Below are 20249 nucleotides of genomic sequence, written 5' to 3' on the forward strand. Positions count from 1 at the left end.
ATGATCGGTGTCGCCGTCGTCGGCTATGGGTACTGGGGTCCCAACCTCGTGCGGAATTTTGCCAGCGCGGCCGGCGTGCGGCTGGTGACGGTATGCGACCTGAACAGGGAGCGCCTGACGCCCGTCTCCAGGAGCTACCCCACCGTCAAGCTCACGGACGATTTCGAGGACGTGCTGCGTGATCCCGAGGTCGCGGCGGTCGCCATCGCAACGCCGGTCTCGACGCATTTCCGCCTCGCAATGAGCGCCCTGATGGCCGGCAAGCACGTCTTCGTCGAGAAGCCCATCGCTTCCTCCACCGAAGAGGCGCAACGGCTCGTCGAGGAAGCCGCCCGCCGCAAGCTGGTGCTGGCGGTGGACCATACGTTCATCCACACGGAGGCGGTCCGCAAGATGCGCGAGATTGTCGAGGACAGCCTCGGCGACGTCTATTACTACGACTCCGTCCGCGTGAATCTCGGCCTGTTCCAGCACGACGTGAATGTCATCTGGGACCTCGCGGTCCACGACCTGTCGATCATGGACTATGTGCTGCCGGCCAAGCCGGTTGCCGTCTCCGCGACGGGCATGAGCCACGTGGCCGGCGAGCCCGCCAACATCGCCTATCTGAACCTCCTGTTCGACAACAACCTGATCGCCCATGTCCACGTGAACTGGCTGGCGCCGGTCAAGGTCAGGCGCACGCTGGTCGGCGGCAGCCGCAGGATGATCGTCTATGACGATCTCGAACCGAGCGAGAAGATCAAGGTCTACGACAAGGGCATAACGGTCAAAGGCGATCCCGGCGCGAATGGCGGCAACGCCTATCAGGCTCTCGTCGGCTACCGGTCGGGCGACATGTGGGCGCCACACCTCGCGGTCACCGAGGCGCTGGGCACCGAGATCCGCGAATTCGTGCAATGTATCGAGAAGGCCGAGACACCCATCGCCGACGGCCGCGCCGGACTGCGGGTCGTGCGCATTCTCGAAGCCGCCACCCAATCGCTCGCCCAGCGCGGGCGGATGATCGAGCTCGAAGACGTGAGGCGCGTGGCATGATCCCCTTCCTCGACCTGAAGGCGCAATATGCCGGTATCAAGGAAGAGCTCGACAAGGCAGTGCTCGGCGTCTTGGCGTCTACGCAATATGTGCTCGGCGAGGAGGTCGCGGCGTTCGAGCGCGAATTCGCCGACTATTGCGGCGCGAAGCATGCGATCGCGGTGAATACCGGCACAAGCGCACTTCATCTGGCGCTGCTTGCCGCCGGTATCGGGCCCGGCGACGAGGTCGTCACGGTGCCCTTCACCTTTGTCGCGACGGTTTCGGCGATCTGCTATGCCGGTGCCCGCCCGGTCTTCGTGGATGTGGATCCCATCACGCTGACCATGGATCCGGCGAAGCTCGAGGCGGCGGTCACGCCGCGCACCAAGGCGATCCTGCCGGTGCATCTCTACGGCCAGATGGCCGACATGGATGCGATCATGGCAATCGCGGAACGGCATGGCGTGCCGGTGATCGAGGACGCCTGCCAGGCCCATGGCGCCGAGTATTTCGGTCAGCGCGCCGGCGGAATCGGGCTCTCCGGCTGCTTCAGCTTCTACCCGGGCAAGAATCTCGGTGCCTGCGGCGAAGGCGGCATCGCCGTCACCAATGACGACGAGCAGATGAAAACCATCCGCATGCTGCGCGACTGGGGCCAGGAGCAGCGTTACCACCACGCCCTCAAGGGCTTCAATTACCGTATGGACGGCATTCAGGGGGCGGTGCTGCGGGTCAAGCTTCGCCATCTGGAAAACTGGACCGAGGCGCGCCGGCGGCATGCGCGCCACTATTCGGACCTGCTGAGCGGCGCGACGCGCATCAGGACACCGGTCGAGGCCGACGGGCGGCGCCACGTCTACCACGTCTACGCGATCCGGACCCACGACCGCGATGGGCTTCAGAAAGCCCTGGCGGCCGAAGGCATCCATACCGGCCTTCATTATCCGATCCCGGTGCATCTGCAGGAAGCCCATCTCGATCTCGGCCACAAGCCGGGCGACTTCCCGATTTCAGAGGCTGCGGCCCGGGAGGTCCTGTCGCTGCCGATCTATCCCGAAATGACGGCGAGGCAGGTCGAGCAGGTCGTGGCCGCGGTGGAACAGGAAATCTATGTCTGCTGACACGCCCCGCGCCGTTCGCGTTGTGCCGGCGGTCCATGGCCAGCGGGAGGTTCCTCCCGATCCGGATTTCGAGACAGGGCTATCGGAAACCCTGAAGGCTTCCTATGGAACCGGCGGCCTGATCGAGCTTTATGGCCGCTTCGTCAACGGCGAGGGAATGCTCGACGCCCTGATGCGACGGGCGATCTGGCGGGGGCTCGCCATGCGCTGCGGGCCCGGCCTGCAGGTCGGCAGCGGTGTCGGCTTCAGGCATCCCGAAACCTTCGAGATCGGTGGCGGCGTGTTCGTCGGCTCGCAAGCCTTCATCCAGGGCAGATATGACGGCACTTGTGTGATCGGCGACAATGTCTGGATCGGGCCGCAGTCCTATTTCGACGCACGCGCCCTGGAGATCGGGGAATATGTCGGCTGGGGGCCGGGAGCCAAGCTGCTCGGATCGGTCCACAACGGCATTCCGGTCGACATCCCCATCGTCCGCACCGACCTCGAGATCCGACCCGTGCGCATCGGCGCATGGGCCGACATCGGCACGAACGCCACGATCCTGCCCGGCGTCGACATCGGCAAAGGGGCCATCGTCGGCGCGGGTGCGGTGGTGACGACCGATGTTCCGCCCTTCGCGATCGTCGCCGGAGTTCCAGCCAGGTTCGTACGCTGGCGAACCGGTGAGGAACCGTCAGCCGCATCCGGCAATGGAGACACGCATGAAGAATAAGCGCATCCTCATCACCGGCGGAGCAGGCCTCATCGGCTCGCATATCGCCGATCTCGTCGCGCTCGAACAGCCGCGCGAACTGCTTGTGCTCGACAATTTCGTCCGGGGCTCGCCTGAGAACCTGCGGCAGGCCGCTTCCCGCTTTCGGTTGAAGATCATCGAAGGCGATATCCGCGACGAAGCCCTGCTCGCCAAGGTCATGGACGGCGTCGACATCGTCTTTCACCAGGCCGCGATCCGCATCACCCAATGCGCCGAGGAACCCCGCCTGGCCTTCGACGTGCTGGCCGGCGGCACCTTCAACGTGCTCGAGGCGGCCGCGAAGGCCGGCGTTTCGAAGGTAGTCGCGGCCTCGTCCGCTTCGGTGCTCGGCCTCGCCGAGAGCTTCCCGACGACCGAGGCGCATCACCCCTACAACAACCGGACGATCTATGGCGCGGCCAAGACGTTCAACGAGGGCTTGCTCAGATCCTTCGCGGAGATGTACGGCCTGAACTACGTCGCGTTGCGCTACTTCAACGTCTACGGGCCGCGCATGGACGTCCACGGCGTCTACACGGAAGTGTTGATCCGATGGATGGAGCGTATCGCCTCGGGCGAGCCGCCGATCATCCATGGCGACGGCTCCCAGACGATGGATTTCGTCCACGTCCACGACATAGCACGGGCCAACGTGCTGGCGGCGAAGAGCCATGTCACCGACGAGGTGTTCAACGTTGCAAGCGGCACCGAGACCAGCTTGCGCGAGCTGGCCGACCGTTTGCTCCGCATAATGGGATCTTCCCTGGAGCCGACCCATGCTCCGGCCCGCAAGGTCAACAGCGTGACGCGCAGGCTGGCCGATACGACAAAGGCCAGGGAAATGATCGGCTTCGAAGCCAAGGTCGGCCTCGACGAAGGCCTGCGCGACCTGGTCGCCTGGTGGCGGCAGGAAAGCCTTGCAACGCGCGTGGCTGCAGAATGACGAGCGCCGGTCGTTCCGTCCCGGTCGCCAAGCCGCTTCTCGACGAACGGGAAGTCGAAGCGGCGCGGCGCGTCGTCATGTCGGGCTGGGTCACCCAGGGTCCCGAGGTCGCAGCCTTCGAGAAAGAGTTCGCAGGCTTCGTCGGCGCAGGCCATGCCTGCGCCGTCTCCAACTGCACCACGGCCCTGCACCTGGCTCTCAAGGCGCTCGGCGTCGGTCCCGGCGACGAAGTCGTGACCGTCAGCCATACCTTTATCGCGACGGCCAATGCCATCCGCTATTGCGGTGCGGTGCCGGTGTTCGTCGACATCGAGCCCGACGGCTACAACGTCGATCCCGGTCTGGTCGCTTCAGCCGTCACCAATTCGACGCGGGCGATTCTGTGCGTGCATCAGCTCGGCATGCCCTGCGATCTCGGGCGTATCATGGAGATTGCCGCCGTCCACGGCCTGCCCGTCATCGAGGATGCCGCCTGTGCCATCGGCAGCGAAATCAGCGTCGACGGCACCTGGCAAAAGATCGGAGCGCCGCGTGCCGACATCGCCTGTTTCTCGTTTCACCCCCGCAAGGTGATCACGACCGGCGACGGCGGCATGCTGACCACGGCCAATCCGGACTTCGATCATCAGTTCCGGCTGTGGCGGCAGCATGGAATGAGCATCAGCGACACGGTTCGCCACGGCTCGCAGCAGGTCATCTACGAGACCTATCCGGAACTAGGCTATAACTATCGCATGACCGACCTCCAGGCCGCGATCGGACGCGAACAACTCGGCCGGTTGCCTGATATCGTGGCGAAGCGGCGGTGGCTTGCGCAGCAATACGATCAGCATCTCGGTGACATTCCGGGACTGAAGACACCCGTGGAGCCCGAATGGGCACGAAGCAATTGGCAAAGTTATTGCGTGAAGCTCCCCGCATCGGTCGACCAGCGCGGCGTGATGCAGGCACTGCTCGACAGGGGAATCTCCACACGGCGCGGCATCATGAACATCCATCTCGAACAGGCTTATGCGGCGCCGGGCAGCTTCCGCCGCGCTTCCAGCCTCGATGGGAGCGTCGCGGCCCAGAACGGCTCGATCATCCTGCCCCTCTATGCACAAATGACGTCGGATGAGCAGATGTCCGTCGTGGACGCCCTGCACGACGTACTCGGCCAACGCAGGGCAATCGCCGCGAACGCCTGAGTTGCATCTCTCCTGAACGGTGGTGTCGATGTGTGATCGATACCACCGCCTATTTATTTTGCTCGAGCGTCTGTCCCGACTGCATCACGTCACACCGTTGGGTACTCGCGCCGGCGACCAACGCCCTCGTTTGATTTCAGGCCAATGCAATACCAAGGTTCGAAGCGCACTGGAATCGGTGCTGCGAAAGCTTGCGATCGACCGGGGGAGATTGCCGCCTCAAATCCATCGCGGGATGAGGCGACCGAAGGGAAGCCGCTCGCGCGGGATCAGCTTCAGCAGTCTTCGCAGCGACCACAGTCCGGACGCCAAGGAAGCCAGCAGGCCGACCGCGATTGCCTCCGGCAGCGAAAGGACCAGACAGGCGAGAAACACCGCCATGGCCGCCGCCAGGAAGACAAGCCCGATGGTGAGGTTCGCGCCGCTCCAGCGGAAACCGCTGAGGCGGCGGACTATGACATAGGTCAGCATAGCGTGCCAGACATAGAGCCCGGTAAAGGCGGCACCGGCGCCGGCTAGGCCGAACAGCTCGACCAGCAGCCAGGCGAGGCCGACGTGCACCACCGTTGCCGCAACCTCGGTCCAGAAGAGAATCTTCTGGGCTCCCTTGGCCAGGATGATGAAGCCCATCGGCCAGGACACGATGCGGAGCATCATCCCAAGGCAAATCCAGCGCAGGAGTTCGACCGCGGCCTGGAACTCGGACGAATAGAACACCGTCATCAGGACCGGCGCCAAGGTCAGCGTGGCGATCAATCCGGGGCCGGCGAGCAATATGCTGATCTGAGCCTGTTCATTGACGAGCCGATTGCATTCGCTGTCAATCGACGACACGGCGGTGAGTCGCGGGTAGAAGTCGGTACCCATCGCCTGGAGGATGAAGCCGGCGTATAGCCCCCCCAGCGCCCACGCGGCCTGGTAGAGGCCGGCTGCTTCGATGCCGCCCAACCGCAGGATGATGATGCGGATAGCATAGGCCGCCGCGACGGTGAGGAAGGCGCTGGCCATGAAGGCAAAACCGAGCTTCAGCAGTGCGCCTGTCTCCTGCCCCATTTCCTTCAACGATGCTTCCGCCGCAGGAATCTGGATCTTGCGGCTGTACCACCACGATGTCGCCAGCGTCGCGATGGCGATGCCGATTAAAGAGGGCACGATCCCTTCTTCCCGGAAGAAGTAGATCAAGGGGATGCAGATGACAGTGCTGGCGAAGGCACCGAGCATGCTTATCCACGCAAGGTCGGAAATGCGTCTCAGGCCATGGATCAAAGCTGTCTGGCCACCCGAGACGAGCCGCAGGAAGACGGACACGGACAACAGCGCCAATGCGACGGCATGGGTGTGATCGCCGAAGGTGAACTGCGCGATCGGCAGTGAGAATGCCGCGAGCAAGCCCATGCCGACGATGCCCAGGACGAGCGAAACGCGCCGCAACACCGTGACCATTCGGCCAATCCGGTCGGCGTCGCCGGATCCCACAGCCTCGGCGACCTGTCGTACGCCGCTCGCCTGCACCCCCATGCCGGCGAGGGTCTGCACGGTGTCGGTAATCGTGTTGTAGAGGCCCATCAGTCCGACGCCGTCAGGACCGAGCATCACTGCCACAGCCTTGTTGCGAATCACCGAAAAGGCGACGTTGACGACCGAAGAGCCTCCCATCACGATCGTGGACTTCAGGATCTGCATGTAGGAATCGGCGGCCTTCGCGCCGGCCGCTTCGGAATTCTCGTCCATGTTGTCCTGCAGTTCAGCAGAACGGCCATCAAGCACGGCCGTCATCGTGCCGACGCCATCTGGCCGAGACGCTCTCCAGCATACGTTCCGGCGCGGATCGGCTCCCACCACCACTGGTTCTCGAGATACCAGTCGACTGTACGCGCCAGGCCCGTCTCGAAGCTTTCCTGCGGACGCCAGCCTAGTTCTCGCTCCAGCCTGGAGGCATCCATCGCATAACGGCGGTCATGACCCGGTCGATCGGCGACGAAGGTGATGAGATCGCGGTACGGCGCGCCGCCGCGCCGGGGCGCCTTGCGGTCGAGAATCTCGCAGATCGTCTCGACGACGGCGAGGTTGGTACGCTCCGCATTGCCGCCGATATTGTAGCTCCGGCCGGTATCGCCCTTCTCAACGACCAGCGCCAGGGCGCGGACATGATCGTCGACGAAGAGCCAGTCGCGTACGTTATCGCCTTTGCCGTAGACCGGCAGCGGCATTTCACCGAGCGCGTTCAGGATCGTGAGCGGGATCAGCTTCTCGGGGAAGTGGAAGGGACCGTAGTTGTTCGAGCAGTTCGACAAGGTCACCGGCAGGCCGTAGGTGTGATGCCATGCCCGGACCAGGTGATCGGATGCGGCCTTGGAGGCCGAATAGGGTGAAGACGGCGCATAGGGCGTATCCTCGGTGAAGAGGCTCGTGTCGAAGGGGAGATCGCCGAACACCTCGTCGGTGGAGACGTGGTGGAAGCGGAAGCCGGCGGCGTCCGGCCCGGAAAGGCCCCGCCAGTGGGCGAGAGCCGCCTCGAGCAATTGGAACGTGCCCAGGACATTGGTCTCCATGAAGGCGGAAGGGCCGTCGATCGAGCGGTCGACGTGGCTCTCCGCCGCGAGATGTATGATGCGTGTGATCTTCTCCTCGCGCATCAGGTCGTGCAGAACGGGCTTGTCCGCAATGTCGGCGCGGACGAAGCGGTAGTTGGGCCGGTTGGCGACGGCACGCAGCGAAGCGAGGTTGCCGGCATAGGTGAGCTTGTCGACATTGACGACGCGATGGTGCGGGTCAGCTGCGAGATGGCGGCAGAGTGCCGATCCGATGAAGCCGGCACCGCCGGTAACCAGGATGTTCATCGCCCGCCGCTCCTTCAGACAACGACGCGTTCCCCACGTCGGCCGGTCGGCGCAGCCGCCGCCCTGGCGCCGGGCTCGGGCAGTTCGCCGACGAGGCGGTTGAGATAGGCGGCATAAGGGGTCTTGCCGAGCTGGCTCGCCCGTTTCAGCACCTGCTCGGCATCGAGCCAGCCCATGTCGAGCGCGATCTCTTCCGGACAGGCGATCTGGACGCCCTGGCGGCGCTCGACGGTGCGGACGAAGGATGAGGCGTCGTAGAGGCTGTCGCATGTTCCCGTGTCGAGCCAGGCGTAGCCGCGCCCGAGCCGGCACACATTCAGCGCATTGCGCATGAGATAGGCGTTGTTGACGGCGGTAATCTCGAGTTCGCCGCGCGCCGACGGCGCGATCGAGGAGGCGATATCGACCACGCTGTTGTCGTAGAAATAGAGCCCGGTCACCGCCCAGCTGGATTTGGGCTTGAGCGGCTTTTCCTCGATGCCGGTCGCCTTGCCGGTGACCTTGTCGAAACTGACGACGCCGTAGCGTTCCGGATCCTCGACATGATAGGCGAAGACCGTCGCGCCCTCCCGCCGCGCCGCGGCGGCCTGGCATAGCTGCGGCAGGCCATGCCCGAAAAAGATGTTGTCGCCGAGCACCATGGCGACGCTGCCCGAGCCGATGAAGTCGCGTCCAATGATGAAGGCCTCGGCCAGGCCGTTGGGCTGGGGCTGCTCGGCATAGGAGAAGTCGAGCCCGAAGTCGCTGCCGTCGCCCAAGAGGCTCTGGAAGCACGGCAGGTCGCGGGGCGTGGAGATGACGAGGATCTCGCGGATGCCCGACAGCATCAGCACGCTCAGCGGATAATAGATCATCGGCTTGTCGTAGATCGGCAGGATCTGCTTCGACACAGCGATGGTGAGCGGATAGAGGCGCGTGCCGCTGCCGCCGGCGAGGATGATCCCCTTCATGGTTCTCCTATCTGCATTCGCGCGTGGTTGTGGGGAGGAGCCTGCCATGGACGCGGGAGCGTCACTGGCCGAGCTCCTCGGAAGACGTGTCCGTCGCCGAGAACTCGGCCGTCGCGGCAGGGCCGCTCGCCTCGGGCGCTTGCCGGCCGGCCACGGAGACCACGTCGCCGGGCGCGACATCCGTCGCGCTCGATGCAGCGATTTCGACCGGCAAGCCGTTCTGCCTGCGGATTATCGTGAAGGTCGGCTGCGCCTCCTGCGCGCCCGCGCCCTGCTGCGAGCCCAGCCTGTCGAGCAGCAGCTTCTGCGACAGCTCGCGTCTGCGCTTCAACTCCGCCAGTGACGCCTGCTCCGCCTGGAGTTCGGCGGCAACCTCCGTCTGCTTGCGGTCGCGCAAGCCGTCCTCGTTGCGCGTTGCCTCGGAGATCGCCTGCCTGGCCCGCATCACGGCGGTGATCTGATCCAGCCGGTCCATGCGGTCTGAGGAGAGCGCGCGCTCCAGGTCCGACTTGCGCGAGGCGACCGCGATCCCCTTCTCCACGAGCCCTGTCACGTTGGCGAGTTCGGTCTCGGCCGACCGGATGCTGGCGTCGGCAGCCTTGATCTTCTCCTGAAGCACGTCGATTTCGGTGCTGAGCAACTCGCGCAGATCGGCGAGCGACCCGGTCTGCCGCTCGAGTTCATTGGCGCGGGTGGTGAAGATGACCCTTTCCTGCGCGAAGATCTGCTGGGCCGACTGATCGTCGGCGGCGGCCGCCGGAAAGCTTATCCCGCGGGCACCCTGCTTTTCGGCTTCCAGCCGAGCGATCCTGGCAGTGCTGCGCAAAATGCCCGTTTCGATCGACTGGAGTTCGCTGACCAGCCGGGCTTCATCTTCGAAGGCCCGCACACGCACCCGCGACCGGCCGCCACTCAGCGCCAGAGCCTGCAGCACCGTCATACCCTCGCGGTAGCGGTACTCGCCGGGCTTGGTCACGTCGCCGACGACATAGACCGGCGGATAGTCAAGTATCTCCACGGTGGTGTCGGGCCTGTCGACCAGCGCCAGCTTCTCCTGCAGACGCTTGGCGATCTCCGCCGCCAGCCCGACCGTGTCGAGATCTCCAATGGAGACCGGGCCGATGACGGGCATCACCACCGTTCCGTCCTGCGAGACGACGAAATCGCCGCCGAGGGCGTCCCAGCGCTCATACATGCCCTTCGTCGGCATCCACTGAATCACGCCGACGCGCAGTTTTGTCTGGGGGACCAGCGTGTCTGCCGATGTGGGGAACGCCAACACGGAAGCGGCAAGGGCAAGAATGCCGGCCGCCATCCGTGTGCGGGTTGCCACTGCAACTTCTATCGATGATCCACGCATCTTGCTGTCGCGCCTGACGTCGAACGCTTGCCTCGTGAAAAGCCCGGCTGGGAAGGCCGGTCAGTCCCGGTTCCGAAGCCGCAATCTGCGGATTTCCACCAATCTTGGAAAGTGGAAGGCCCCCGCACGGGCTTCATCAAAATTGCTGAGGAGGGTGAAGGCCGGGCTCATTCGGGGGAGCACCGTCGCCCCGCCATCATGCCGCCAGGCGGGCATTTTTGCCTCATGCCTCTCCGGGAGAGCGCGCGGCGGTGGCCACGCAAGCCGATCGAAGGTGGTCGGACTTTCGGTCTAGTTCCTTCGGATGAGGAACGACCATTGAGGCCATGATCACGACCGCCGGACCTACGCCCACAACTCAACCCTATGGCCCGGTCGCGCGTCGCGGCCTCGCGGCGCTATGTTCCTGCTGTGGATGCCGAAAACGGGCGTCCGTCGAGCGAGGAACGAACGGACCGAGGGAAACGACAGGTGATGAACATGACGCCGCCCGCGTACAAGGACGAACAGGACGGCCTCGTCGCCAACGGACACGACCCCGAAGCGCGCGCCGAACCGCGCCGGGTGATCCTCACGGCCACCACTCCCGGCTCGATTTCAGAACGGCTGCTGCACGCGCTGCGACTGGAATTCCCGTGGTGCGACGTGGAACGGGTGAGCCGCGTCGACGCCGCCTGCACCGCCTTTGCCCATCCGGTGGCGCTGATCCTCGTCGACGCCCAGCTTATGAAGGCCGTCGAAGAGGCCTCCGCGGCGCTGTCGCGCCAGCACCCCCAGGCGATCGCAGCGCTGATCGAGGTCGACGATCACAAGCCCGTCTCCTCGATAAACGAGGTTCTCGCCTCGCGCGTGATCCGTGGTGTGTTGCCGATGAATCTGGGTCTCGACGCATGGCTTGCCGTCATCCGTTTGATGCTGTGCGGGGGGGAGTACTATCCGCCGCGCATGCTTCGCGCTTTCGCCGAAAGACACAGCCTGCCGATAGGACCGCGCACCCGGTTGCCGCACGGGCGCGAGAACGACATCACGGAACTGACCGCACGTGAGATGCAGATTCTGGAAATGGTCTCTCGCGGTCTTCAGAACAAGACCATCGCCGCCGAGTTCCGCCTCTCCGAGCATACCGTGAAGATCCACCTCCACAACATCATCAGCAAGCTCGGCGCTCACAACCGCACCGAAGCCGCGGCCCGGTTCCGCTATTTCCAAGAACGCAGCGTGCCATCGAGCTCAGGCGAGTACTGAAACATGTTTCCCGAAGGTGGGAACCGGTTCCGGGAGACATGCGCAAGAACAAACACCTGAAGCGCGGAAAGCGAAACTGAAAGATCGCAACGCGCTTTAGGCTTTTGCGGACAGTTATCCGATGCCGCGGCAGGTGCCGCACCGAGTGACCGCTTGACCTGCTGGGGGCCACTTGCGCGCCGATATCATCGCCGCTGGGGCTTTCCCTTTCACAGAACACCGTATCCGTTCCGAGACAGGAACCCGACATGAGGGCCCGCCGGCGGAATCCCCTGATGGCGACCCCTGCGGGAGCGGAATGCATCCGGCAGGGGCATCGGCGGTCGATAGGAACGACGGCCTGGAGCGCCCCGCTGCCTGGTCCGCGCGAAAGCCAAGCGGCTCGGACGCCGGCGACCGAGGTCGCGTGGATGCCCCTACCTCGCCCAGGTGTCTCGCCATCCGGGCCGTTGGCATATCGCCGTTTCGGCGTCCGACCACGTTCTCCTTCGGGTCTGGGCGATGCTCTCCCCGGTTTGGTGCTGCTCAGCGCCGCATTTCCAGCTGCGCGATTGGTTCGAGCGTGACCCCGACAGGCGATTTCCGTCACCTAGCCCGTACAGTCTAGGATGAAATAGCTAAGGTGGGCTTATTGCCGTTCCAAATACAATTCTCATAATTCTTTCATGAAATGGAAGACGAACCGAGTTCTTCCATGAGTCAAATCTTGGAAGGGTCAAATAACACCTCGATCAATTTGGCAACCTACCCACGCCGATATGACGAGATTGACTTTCTTCCGGCGCTCTCACCCTCTCCCTTGGAGGTATTGATGCTGGAAAATTACTCCAGATCGTATTCCCCCCACCTTTCGGTTGACGCCCTGTCATCCAATCGGAGGGCCCGACCAAAACAGTCCTATCTGGCAGCGAAACGCGGCCTGGATGTTGCCGTCACGATTGCGCTCGCGCCCTTCGTGCTCACCATCGTCGGCATATTGGCGCTTCTGATCCGGCTCGATGGGGGATCCGCCTTTTATCGCCAGGAACGATTGGGCAAGGACGGCAAGGTATTCAAGCTGTGGAAGCTGCGGACGATGGTTCCGAATGCCGAGCAGCGGCTCCAGGAATATCTGAGCGGCAACGCCGCGGCACGGATCGAATGGGACAAGGCGCAGAAGCTCAGAAACGATCCGCGCATCACCACCCTGGGCCGCTACCTCCGGAAATATTCGCTCGACGAACTGCCGCAACTGCTGAATGTCTTCGTGGGCGACATGAGCCTAGTGGGGCCGCGCCCGATGTGCCCCGACCAGCGCCAACAATATCCGGGTACCGCCTACTTCATGATGCGCCCCGGAATAACCGGGCTCTGGCAGGTCAGCGAACGTAACGCATGCTCCTTCGCGGAACGCGCCATCTATGATGGGCGCTATGCCGGCGCCATGTCGTTCCGGACCGATCTCTGGATCCTCGCGCTGACGCCGCTTGTGGTGCTGCGCGGCACCGGGCTTTGAAGCCCATCTCGCTCCGGATCAAATTGGCGGCGCCCCGACTATGTCGGGCGCTGCTGCGCCGAAACGAGGCGACCCGATCGGCCGCCGGTCGAGACCACACAAAGCGGAACCGCTCACAAAATAAGCCGCGGCGGGAATCCCGACGCGGCTTCAGTCAGCGTCCTGTCCAGCGCGGTTTTCCGCGTCTCTCGCCAGAAGCCCCGCTTGCGAATGATAGCCGAGGCTGCGCTTGGCGACGGAAAGGACGAAATCCCCTCTATGAGAGTCTGTCAGGCCTGCGGCCTGCTCGATCCGGAAAACTCCGCCGGGAAGAGGTCGTTGATCTTGTAAGCCACTTCGGTCCGATTGGTGGCCTTGACCTTCTTCATGATGTTGCGGATGTGCACCTTGACGGTGCTCTCGCGCAGCTTGAGTTCGTAGGCGATGATCTTGTTCGCCTTGCCGCGCCTCAAGGCTTCCACGACCTCCGCCTGACGAGCCGTGAACATGCCCGCCATCGGCCGAGCAGGGCTGCCGCCGGTGTCGAGCACCTGGCGCATGGCAAAGACGCTGCTGGCCGGCACGAATATGCCGCCGGCGAGCGCCAGCCCGATGGCCTCGATGCAGACATCGATGCCGACCGACGAGGGAATGTAACCGCGCGCTCCGAGCTCCAGCGCCTTCATGATCTGGGACAGTTCATCGGTATCCGCCAGCACGATGACCGGCGTCGTCCCGAATTCCGTTGCCAGTTTCCTGATTTCCTCGGAGACGTTCGGATCGGCGATCTTCCTGCCGCCGACATTGAGAAGAATAGCCGCCAGCGGCGGATATTCGTCCTGCTTCTGCTTCCATTCCTCGATCGACCCGAACGCCAGCACCTGCATACCCACCCGATGGGCGGTGATGCTCTGGGCGAGGCATTCGCGATCGAGCGCCCGCCCGTCGACGATGACCAACGAGCGGTCCGCATGGACCGATTCTTCCGAAGCCGCGACGCGTTGGATACCCGTAAGCCCGACTGCGGCTGCGGTCTTCATATTGATAGGCGCATTGCTTCCACTGGTTGCGATAGCTGAAGTCATGACTGTTCACCCCTGATGTCCAGTCCGAACGCGCAACGCGTCGCCCCGACGCATTGCAGACTGGCGTTACTCCCCAACACAAGTCTCGCCGTTCGGAATCATTCCACATCCCCCGGGCCGTCATGGTCGCTACGACCACCGCCAGCATAAAGGATACGGATTGGACCCCGCCCGACACCGTGAGAGGGTCACGGCTACCCACCACTATACACTCCCCAATATCACAGAGATTAACTTGGGTTAATCAATTGATAATTTCGATTAGCCCCATACCAAACTCGATCGATCCTAATCAGACAACCGGCACAGTGAGTTTATGTCGTGCTACGACCATGTCGCCCTTCAGAACTCGATGTGACTTCCGTTCTCTTCGATCTAACCTAATTTGACTAAGCACGAATAGATCGAGATTTTGTGGACACAAACCCCTCTCTTTCATGATTTCGCCGCGCCCGATAACATAATCTGCCGGCGCGGGAAGGATTGAAATTCACGAAGGAACCAGATGTGGGAATAACAAGTCCAGCGAAGATACCCATTCGACGATTGTACCGCATCGTCCCCACAACCATCCGCGATGGCCACCCCCTGGGGAAAGCAAAGATGCAATCGAAGCCGCCAACACAGATGCCGAACACTACAAACGACGACGGGATTTTCTACGATCAACTCTCAGTCAAATGAAAATAAAACAGTCAGGCGCATCGCCTTTTTTTCGCCTTGCAGGCAGAAAAATTAAGTAATAATAATACTTCCCGAAGGATAGCTCTAACGATCTACGTTGCGAATGTTGCCAGCGGTCGTACGGCAGGCCTTTTCCGATACCTGCTCCCTGGAGGTGCGAGCGCATCGCCGCAGGAAGCGGAACCGAGGCTGCGATCACGCGTTGTTGCGCAGGGAAATCTGCAGCCGAGCGGCCGATATGCTCTCCACCTGCTGCCTCTCGATATCTTGCCGATCAAGCATCGGAGCAGCTGAGGATCATTGCGGGCGACATTCTCTCGCCCGGAGCAACAACTTCAGGAAGGAGATCGGCCTATCGCCACGTCACTGGCAGCATCGGTTCCTCGCGAACAGCGTCGTGGAAACAGGGCGCGCGAGCATCACGGCCGCCGCGCGACGCGTCTTCTGCCCGCTTCAGCCGGCGTGGACATTGCCGCGGCGATTTCCCCCTGTTCCACCTTAGCCTGCGCGGGCGCGCGATCACCAGGCCGAAAACAACCAATAATGGCGCCGAAACAACCCGACAATGGCGTCGCCTGTCAAAGAAAATTGGGATAGTCGCTTTAGGGAGAAAAATTGCAGGGGATCATTCCTTATTCAAGAGCTGCTTCCAAGGATGGGATATTTGCTTGGAGCGAAGCTTGAAACAGGGACCAGCTGCATCAAGGGGTAAGCAGTTGCACACAACGAATTCCCGCCAGGCGGACGCTTTCGCCAGAAGGCTCGACAGATTCGCACCCACGATCGCGGAGAAGAGCGCCCTTGCCGACTTTCGTTCGGCGCGACACGCCGTCAGCAGGCGCAAGGAACTCGTCCATGAAAGCCATAGCGCTCCGGTCGCCTATGTCCTCCACGATGGCTGGATGTGCTCCTACAAACGGCTGCCGGACGGCGGACGGCAGATCATCAACATCCAGCTTCCCGGCGACTTCGTCGGACTGAACAGCCTGTTCCTCCAGACATCGGACCAGAGCGTCGAGGCGCTGACTGACGTGGTCGTATCCGAGGTCAGCCGCAGCCAGATGATCTCGGCCATGCAGCAATCTCCCCGTCTCACCGAAGCCGTGTTATGGAGCTTCGCGCGCGACGAGGCGATCGTGGCGCAACATCTGGTCAATCTCGGCCGACGCAGCGCCCTGGGGCGTATCGCACATTTCCTCCTGGAACTGGGCTACCGCCTCAACGAGGTGGAACTGGCCACGCCGACCCGATATGAATGCCCGCTCTCGCAGCAGCTCCTGGCCGACGCGCTCGGCCTGACCAGCATCCATCTCAACCGCGTACTGCGCTATCTGCGCGAACGCGAGCTGCTTGTCTTCAGTGCCGGCAGGGTCGAGCTGCTGAACCGCGCGGCCCTCATCCAGCTCGCGGATTTCGATCCGTCCTATCTGGAAGCCGATACGCGTTGAACGAGCGGATCGAGGCTCGACGCATGCCGGTGTCGTGATTTCGAAGTTCGCAGGATCCCGATATCGGATCGGAGGCGAACTCGCGAAATCAAGACGATGCGGGAAGACGCAAAGTTGCCAGACTCCCGATCACGGCTCGCGGATACTGTCGTCCAGGCCGCGGATGAGCGGATAGAGGAAATAGGATATCACTGTCCTGCGCCCGACCTTGATCTCGGCCGTCACCGCCATGCCGGGCAACAGACGCACCTCTTCACCCGACCCATCGAGCCTCTTGTCGCCGAGCAGCACCCGCGCCTTGAAGAAGGGAAGCTCCGCGGTCTCCGTCTGGCCGCCTTTCGGATCCGGCGCAAAGGCGTCTTGGCTGATCGTACGGATCGAGCCCGAGGCAGTGCCGTATTTCTGGAACGGATAGGCGTCGAACTTGATCCGTGCCGGTTCATCGACCTCGATCCTGCCGATATCCCGCGCGTTGACGGAGACTTCCGCCTCGAGCGGGACGTCGAGCGGCACGAGCGTCACGATCGGCTCGGCCTCGCGCACGACCGAACCGACGGAGCGCTGGGCCATATCGAGTACGACGGCATCGGCCGGCGCGGTCAGCGCCACCATGTTGCGCCGCAGTTCCATCTTCTTCAGCTCTTCGCCCGCCGCGTCGCGCTCGTTCCTGCGCTCGACGAGCTGCTCGGATGTCGCCCGGCGGAAATCCTCGATGAAGGCCCGCCGGTCGGCCTCGAGCTTCGCAAGCGCATGGGTCGCCTCCGTCTCCTTGCCGCGCAGCTGCGCAATGCTCGCCTCCACGTCGAGGCGCGCATCGCGGGAGCTGAGAAGGTTGAGCAGCGAGCCGGTTTCCTGCTTGTAGAGCGTCTCGCGTGCCTCCTCTATCTGGACGAGCCCGTCGCGCCGCCGGTCCAGAATCGCCGCCTGGTCCTTGCCGGCAGCGATTGCCGCATTTTGCGCAGCCATCTGCTGGTCGAAATTGTCGAGCTGGGCGATGCGGAAGGCGCGACGCTGCTCGAAGAGCTGAAGCTGCAACTGCTCGTCCGGTGTGCTGCCGGCGACCGTGGCGTAGTCCCGGCCCGCAAGCTCTGCTTCGAGCCGCTTCACCTGGGCATCGAGGGCCGCGAATTTCGCCCGCTGCTGGTCGACATCGGACTGGCTGAAGGTCGCATCCAGTGTGGCGAGCGTCTGGCCGGCGTGCACGACGTCGCCGGCAGCGACGTCGATCGAGCGGATGATGGATGTCTCCAGCGGCTGCAGCACAATGGTCGGCTCGGTCGTGATCAGCTTGCCCGGAGCGACCACGACCTCGTCGATCGACGAGAGCGACGCCCACAACACCGCCGCACCGATCAGCGCGGTGACGCCGTAGAGGGTCAGCCGGGCGATCCGGGGCGGGACACGTTCCTCCAGTTCGACCGCATCCGACTGGAATTCCGCGATGACGGGCGTTCGCTCGAAGCCGCGCGCCACGTCCCGCCTGTGCCCGTCGGCGGGCACCGGCAGGTTCTTTGTCTTCGCTTCCGTGTCGGTGCTCATGCGGCTTGCCTGTTCTGCTGCGCCCAGAGATGGCGATAGGTCATGCAGCGCGAGACGAGTTGGTCGTGGCGGCCGATGTCGGCGATCTTGCCGCGATCGACGACCAGGATCGCGTCGGCGTCGACCAGGGTCGACAGCCGGTGCGAGACGATCACGACGGTGCGGCCCGCGGCGATCTGCGCGAGGTTCTGGCGGATGATGGCCTCGCTGTCGGGATCGAGCGCGCTGGTCGCTTCGTCGAAGATGAGGAGGCGCGGATCGGTGATCAGCGCCCGGGCGATGGCCAGCCGCTGCCTCTGCCCGCCGGAGAGGTTCGCCGCATTCTCCTCCAGCATGGTCTCGAAGCCGCGGGGAAGACGCTCGATGAACTCCTCGGCGCCGGCGATGCGGGCGGCGGCGGCGATCTCCTCGATGCTGGCGTCGGGCTTCGCCGCGGCGATGTTGTCGCGTACCGTGCCGCGGAACAGGAAACTGTCCTGCAGCACCACGCCAATGCTCTTCCTGAGATGGACGAGGTCGATCTCGCGGCTGTCATGGCCGTCGATGCGCACCAGTCCCTGCTGCACCGGGTAGAGCCCCTGGATGAGGCGGGTGATGGTCGTCTTGCCCGAGCCGCTCTTGCCGACGATACCGAAGACCGAGCCGGCCGGTACGGTGAACGAGACATCGTCGAGGGCAGGCTGGCCGTCCGGCGCATAGCGGAACGAAACGCGGTCGAACTCGATGCGTCCATCGAGATCCGGCCGTAGGCCGCGCCCGCGGCCGTGCTGCTCCGGACGCTGGTTCATGATCTCGCCCAGCATGCGGACCGACAGCGCGACCTCCTGGTATTCGTGGACCATGGTGACTATCTGGACCAGCGGCCCCGAAACGCGGCCGGCCAGCATGTTGAAGGCAACGAGCGCGCCGATCGTCATGGTCCCGTCGAAGACGTCGAGCGCGCCGAGCCCTACTATGGCGACGCTCATCAGCTTTTCCAGGAGGCCGGTGAGCGACTGTGCGACGGCCGATATCTTGTCGACCCGGAAACGCACCGAGATCGACTCGGCCGAACGGTCGTCCCATACCCGCCGCTGTCGCGGCTCGAGCGCCAGCGACTTGACGGTGCGCATTCCGTGGACGGTCTCCACCAGCAGCGCCTGCCGTTCGCCTTCCGCCTTGTAGAGAGCCTGGAGACGCCGCTGGAACGGCCCGACGAGGAGCATCACCACGAGGCCGACGAGCACGGCGAAACCGATGACCACAAGAGTGAGCTTGACGCTGTAGAGCAACAGGATCGGCACGAAAACCAGCAACGAGAGCCCGTCGAGCAGCGTCAGGAAAAGCCGCCCGGTCAGGAATTCGCGAATTCGACCGGTCTGCTGCATATGCTTGACCAGCACGCCCGCGGAAGCGTGCTCGAACAGGGCGATCGGCAGGTTCAGCAAATGCCCGAAGGTTCGGGTCGCGATCCGGATGTCGATCCTGTTGGTCGCGTAGAGAAGCAGATATCGCCTCAGGAAACCGAAGGCGGCATCGAAGACGAGCGCAACCATGATGCCGATGGTCAGCACGGTCAGCGTCGCATAGCTCTGGTGCACCAGCACCTTGTCGATGACCAACTGGAAGAAGATCGGCGTCAGCAGCCCCAGGCCATAGAGCACGAAGGCCGCCAGGGCGACATCGCCGAAGAGTCCGCGCTGGCGGATGATCTCGGGCACGAACCAACGGAAGCCGAACGGCAGGTCCTCGTCGGACATGCGGTAATTGCGCTTCAGCAGTACGATCGAGCCGCGCCAACCCCGGCAGAGCTGCTGCTCCGTGACCAGCAGGATCTCCGGCCTCGAAGCCAGGGGATCGAGCACCCGGACCATCTCCTGCTCGCCACCGAGAACCGGGCCCGCGATCACCACCCAATTGCCGTTGTCGAGCTCGGCGAGCACCGGATAGGCGTCACCGAGCCTCATCAGCGCCTGCCAGGAAAGCCGTATCTGCCGCGCTCGCAGCCCCGCATCCTTGGCCATGCGCAGCAATTGCCGCGTCGGCACCGGCTCCTCGCCGACGGCATAGTCGTGCACCAGCCGTTCGGGAGAAAGATCGACGCCGTGATGGCGGGCGACCAGTGCCAGGCATTGAAGATTGGTATGCGGATTGGGCTGCATGTGTCGTACTCGAAGCGGCCTCGGGGCGGCGGAGGCGCTTCAAACGGTCGAGTTCGGCCGCGTCGCGCAGCCTGTCGTCACCGTTCCGAAAGAGCCCCCGCTCTCTCTATCGTTCGAGCATCGGACCCGCCGACGCTCCTGCCGTCAGTTGAAGTTGGGCGATGCGTTGACCGACTGCGACGCCGGCTCGGAGCGCACCTTGGCGCCATCCGCGGCCTGCGGTCTCTGGACATCGCCGATCCGGCGTACCGCACCCGCTTCGACCAGCCCACCCAGCGCCTTCTGCATCAGATCGACGGCATTGGCGAAAGCGTCCACCGGCATGATGATCCGCTGCCTGAACACCGGCTTGGGATTGTTCTTTTCGTCGCGCTCGGTCGCAGAGAGGCTCATCAGATCGATCCTCACGATCGAGCCGGTGACGGTGATCTCGCTCATACCGTCGGCGTAGAGTTCCTTGTCCATACTTTTTCTCC

General features: G+C 63.5%; 16 protein-coding genes. 8 read left to right on the forward strand and 8 right to left on the reverse strand.

Going from position 1 to position 20249, the window contains the following annotated elements; all coding sequences use genetic code 11:
- From JN280_RS37095 to JN280_RS37115, 5 genes are read left to right on the forward strand one after another with little or no spacing between them, the layout of a single operon-like run.
- Entirely contained in the window at window positions 1–1038 is a 1038-nt protein-coding gene (locus tag JN280_RS37095) for a Gfo/Idh/MocA family protein (RefSeq protein ID WP_202309151.1), read from the forward strand.
- The gene (locus JN280_RS37100) at window positions 1035–2141 is read left to right on the forward strand and encodes a DegT/DnrJ/EryC1/StrS family aminotransferase (RefSeq protein WP_202309152.1); all 1107 of its coding nucleotides are present in this window, start codon (window positions 1035–1037) and stop codon (window positions 2139–2141) included. The genes JN280_RS37095 and JN280_RS37100 overlap by 4 nt, the downstream gene beginning before the upstream one ends.
- Window positions 2131–2856 carry an acyltransferase gene (locus JN280_RS37105; protein ID WP_202309153.1) on the forward strand — a complete coding sequence of 242 codons (726 nt, stop codon included), beginning with the start codon at window positions 2131–2133 and terminating at the stop codon, window positions 2854–2856. The genes JN280_RS37100 and JN280_RS37105 overlap by 11 nt, the downstream gene beginning before the upstream one ends.
- Window positions 2846–3820 carry an NAD-dependent epimerase/dehydratase family protein gene (locus tag JN280_RS37110; RefSeq protein ID WP_202309154.1) on the forward strand — a complete coding sequence of 325 codons (975 nt, stop codon included), beginning with the start codon at window positions 2846–2848 and terminating at the stop codon, window positions 3818–3820. Before JN280_RS37105 ends, JN280_RS37110 begins: the two co-directional genes overlap by 11 nt.
- Window positions 3817–5007: a DegT/DnrJ/EryC1/StrS family aminotransferase gene (locus JN280_RS37115; RefSeq protein WP_202309155.1), complete on the forward strand. Its 1191-nt coding sequence runs from the start codon at window positions 3817–3819 to the stop codon at window positions 5005–5007. The genes JN280_RS37110 and JN280_RS37115 overlap by 4 nt, the downstream gene beginning before the upstream one ends.
- Before the next feature lie 219 nt (window positions 5008–5226).
- Here the strand turns inward: JN280_RS37115 and JN280_RS37120 are convergent, their stop codons facing one another.
- From JN280_RS37120 to JN280_RS37135, 4 genes are all read right to left on the reverse strand, one after another.
- Window positions 5227–6738 carry an O-antigen translocase gene (locus tag JN280_RS37120; RefSeq protein ID WP_202309156.1) on the reverse strand — a complete coding sequence of 504 codons (1512 nt, stop codon included), beginning with the start codon at window positions 6736–6738 and terminating at the stop codon, window positions 5227–5229.
- Window positions 6739–6779: 41 nt separating this feature from the next.
- On the reverse strand, window positions 6780–7847 hold the full coding sequence (gene rfbB / locus JN280_RS37125) for a dTDP-glucose 4,6-dehydratase (RefSeq protein ID WP_202309157.1): 1068 nt from the start codon (window positions 7845–7847) through the stop codon (window positions 6780–6782).
- Window positions 7848–7861: 14 nt separating this feature from the next.
- Window positions 7862–8797, reverse strand: a complete 936-nt coding sequence (rfbA, locus tag JN280_RS37130; protein ID WP_202309158.1) for a glucose-1-phosphate thymidylyltransferase RfbA — start codon at window positions 8795–8797, stop codon at window positions 7862–7864.
- A gap of 61 nt (window positions 8798–8858) precedes the next feature.
- On the reverse strand, window positions 8859–10130 hold the full coding sequence (locus JN280_RS37135) for a polysaccharide biosynthesis/export family protein (RefSeq protein WP_202309159.1): 1272 nt from the start codon (window positions 10128–10130) through the stop codon (window positions 8859–8861).
- A gap of 501 nt (window positions 10131–10631) precedes the next feature.
- Between JN280_RS37135 and JN280_RS37140 the strand changes: the two genes are divergently transcribed.
- Together JN280_RS37140 and JN280_RS37145 are read left to right on the forward strand one after the other, a co-directional pair.
- Window positions 10632–11402, forward strand: a complete 771-nt coding sequence (locus JN280_RS37140) for a helix-turn-helix transcriptional regulator (protein WP_244742654.1) — start codon at window positions 10632–10634, stop codon at window positions 11400–11402.
- Window positions 11403–12096: 694 nt separating this feature from the next.
- A complete protein-coding gene (locus JN280_RS37145; protein WP_274609050.1) occupies window positions 12097–12897 on the forward strand; it encodes a sugar transferase in 801 nt (266 codons plus the stop codon).
- Between the two features lie 269 nt (window positions 12898–13166).
- Here the strand turns inward: JN280_RS37145 and JN280_RS37150 are convergent, their stop codons facing one another.
- Window positions 13167–13961: a response regulator transcription factor gene (locus JN280_RS37150; protein ID WP_244742657.1), complete on the reverse strand. Its 795-nt coding sequence runs from the start codon at window positions 13959–13961 to the stop codon at window positions 13167–13169.
- Between the two features lie 1400 nt (window positions 13962–15361).
- On the opposite strand from JN280_RS37150, the gene JN280_RS37155 reads away from it, so the two are divergent.
- Complete coding sequence (locus JN280_RS37155) at window positions 15362–16093, forward strand: Crp/Fnr family transcriptional regulator (protein ID WP_202309161.1); 732 nt, start codon at window positions 15362–15364, stop codon at window positions 16091–16093.
- 129 nt (window positions 16094–16222) lie between these two features.
- On the opposite strand, the gene JN280_RS37160 is transcribed toward JN280_RS37155, so the two are convergent.
- The 3 genes from JN280_RS37160 to JN280_RS37170 form a co-directional block, all read right to left on the reverse strand.
- The gene (locus JN280_RS37160; protein WP_202309162.1) at window positions 16223–17632 is read right to left on the reverse strand and encodes an HlyD family type I secretion periplasmic adaptor subunit; all 1410 of its coding nucleotides are present in this window, start codon (window positions 17630–17632) and stop codon (window positions 16223–16225) included.
- Window positions 17629–19773, reverse strand: a complete 2145-nt coding sequence (locus JN280_RS37165) for a peptidase domain-containing ABC transporter (RefSeq protein WP_202309163.1) — start codon at window positions 19771–19773, stop codon at window positions 17629–17631. Before JN280_RS37165 ends, JN280_RS37160 begins: the two co-directional genes overlap by 4 nt.
- A gap of 144 nt (window positions 19774–19917) precedes the next feature.
- Complete coding sequence (locus JN280_RS37170; RefSeq protein WP_202309164.1) at window positions 19918–20238, reverse strand: hypothetical protein; 321 nt, start codon at window positions 20236–20238, stop codon at window positions 19918–19920.
- Between the last annotated feature and the right edge of the window lie 11 nt (window positions 20239–20249).

Source organism: Mesorhizobium sp. L-8-10 (genome assembly GCF_016756635.1).
Classification (GTDB): domain Bacteria; phylum Pseudomonadota; class Alphaproteobacteria; order Rhizobiales; family Rhizobiaceae.

Coding starts and splice junctions, on each gene's coding strand:
- JN280_RS37120 (WP_202309156.1), bottom strand. CDS start 6,738: ATGGACGAGAATTCCGAAGCGGCCGGCGCGAAGGCCGCCGATTCCTAC.
- JN280_RS37110 (WP_202309154.1), top strand. CDS start 2,846: ATGAAGAATAAGCGCATCCTCATCACCGGCGGAGCAGGCCTCATCGGC.
- JN280_RS37100 (WP_202309152.1), top strand. CDS start 1,035: ATGATCCCCTTCCTCGACCTGAAGGCGCAATATGCCGGTATCAAGGAA.
- JN280_RS37150 (WP_244742657.1), bottom strand. CDS start 13,961: ATGACTTCAGCTATCGCAACCAGTGGAAGCAATGCGCCTATCAATATG.
- JN280_RS37140 (WP_244742654.1), top strand. CDS start 10,632: ATGAACATGACGCCGCCCGCGTACAAGGACGAACAGGACGGCCTCGTC.
- rfbA (WP_202309158.1), bottom strand. CDS start 8,797: ATGAAGGGGATCATCCTCGCCGGCGGCAGCGGCACGCGCCTCTATCCG.
- JN280_RS37170 (WP_202309164.1), bottom strand. CDS start 20,238: ATGGACAAGGAACTCTACGCCGACGGTATGAGCGAGATCACCGTCACC.
- JN280_RS37145 (WP_274609050.1), top strand. CDS start 12,097: ATGAGTCAAATCTTGGAAGGGTCAAATAACACCTCGATCAATTTGGCA.
- JN280_RS37095 (WP_202309151.1), top strand. CDS start 1: ATGATCGGTGTCGCCGTCGTCGGCTATGGGTACTGGGGTCCCAACCTC.
- JN280_RS37115 (WP_202309155.1), top strand. CDS start 3,817: ATGACGAGCGCCGGTCGTTCCGTCCCGGTCGCCAAGCCGCTTCTCGAC.
- JN280_RS37105 (WP_202309153.1), top strand. CDS start 2,131: ATGTCTGCTGACACGCCCCGCGCCGTTCGCGTTGTGCCGGCGGTCCAT.
- JN280_RS37165 (WP_202309163.1), bottom strand. CDS start 19,773: ATGCAGCCCAATCCGCATACCAATCTTCAATGCCTGGCACTGGTCGCC.
- rfbB (WP_202309157.1), bottom strand. CDS start 7,847: ATGAACATCCTGGTTACCGGCGGTGCCGGCTTCATCGGATCGGCACTC.
- JN280_RS37160 (WP_202309162.1), bottom strand. CDS start 17,632: ATGAGCACCGACACGGAAGCGAAGACAAAGAACCTGCCGGTGCCCGCC.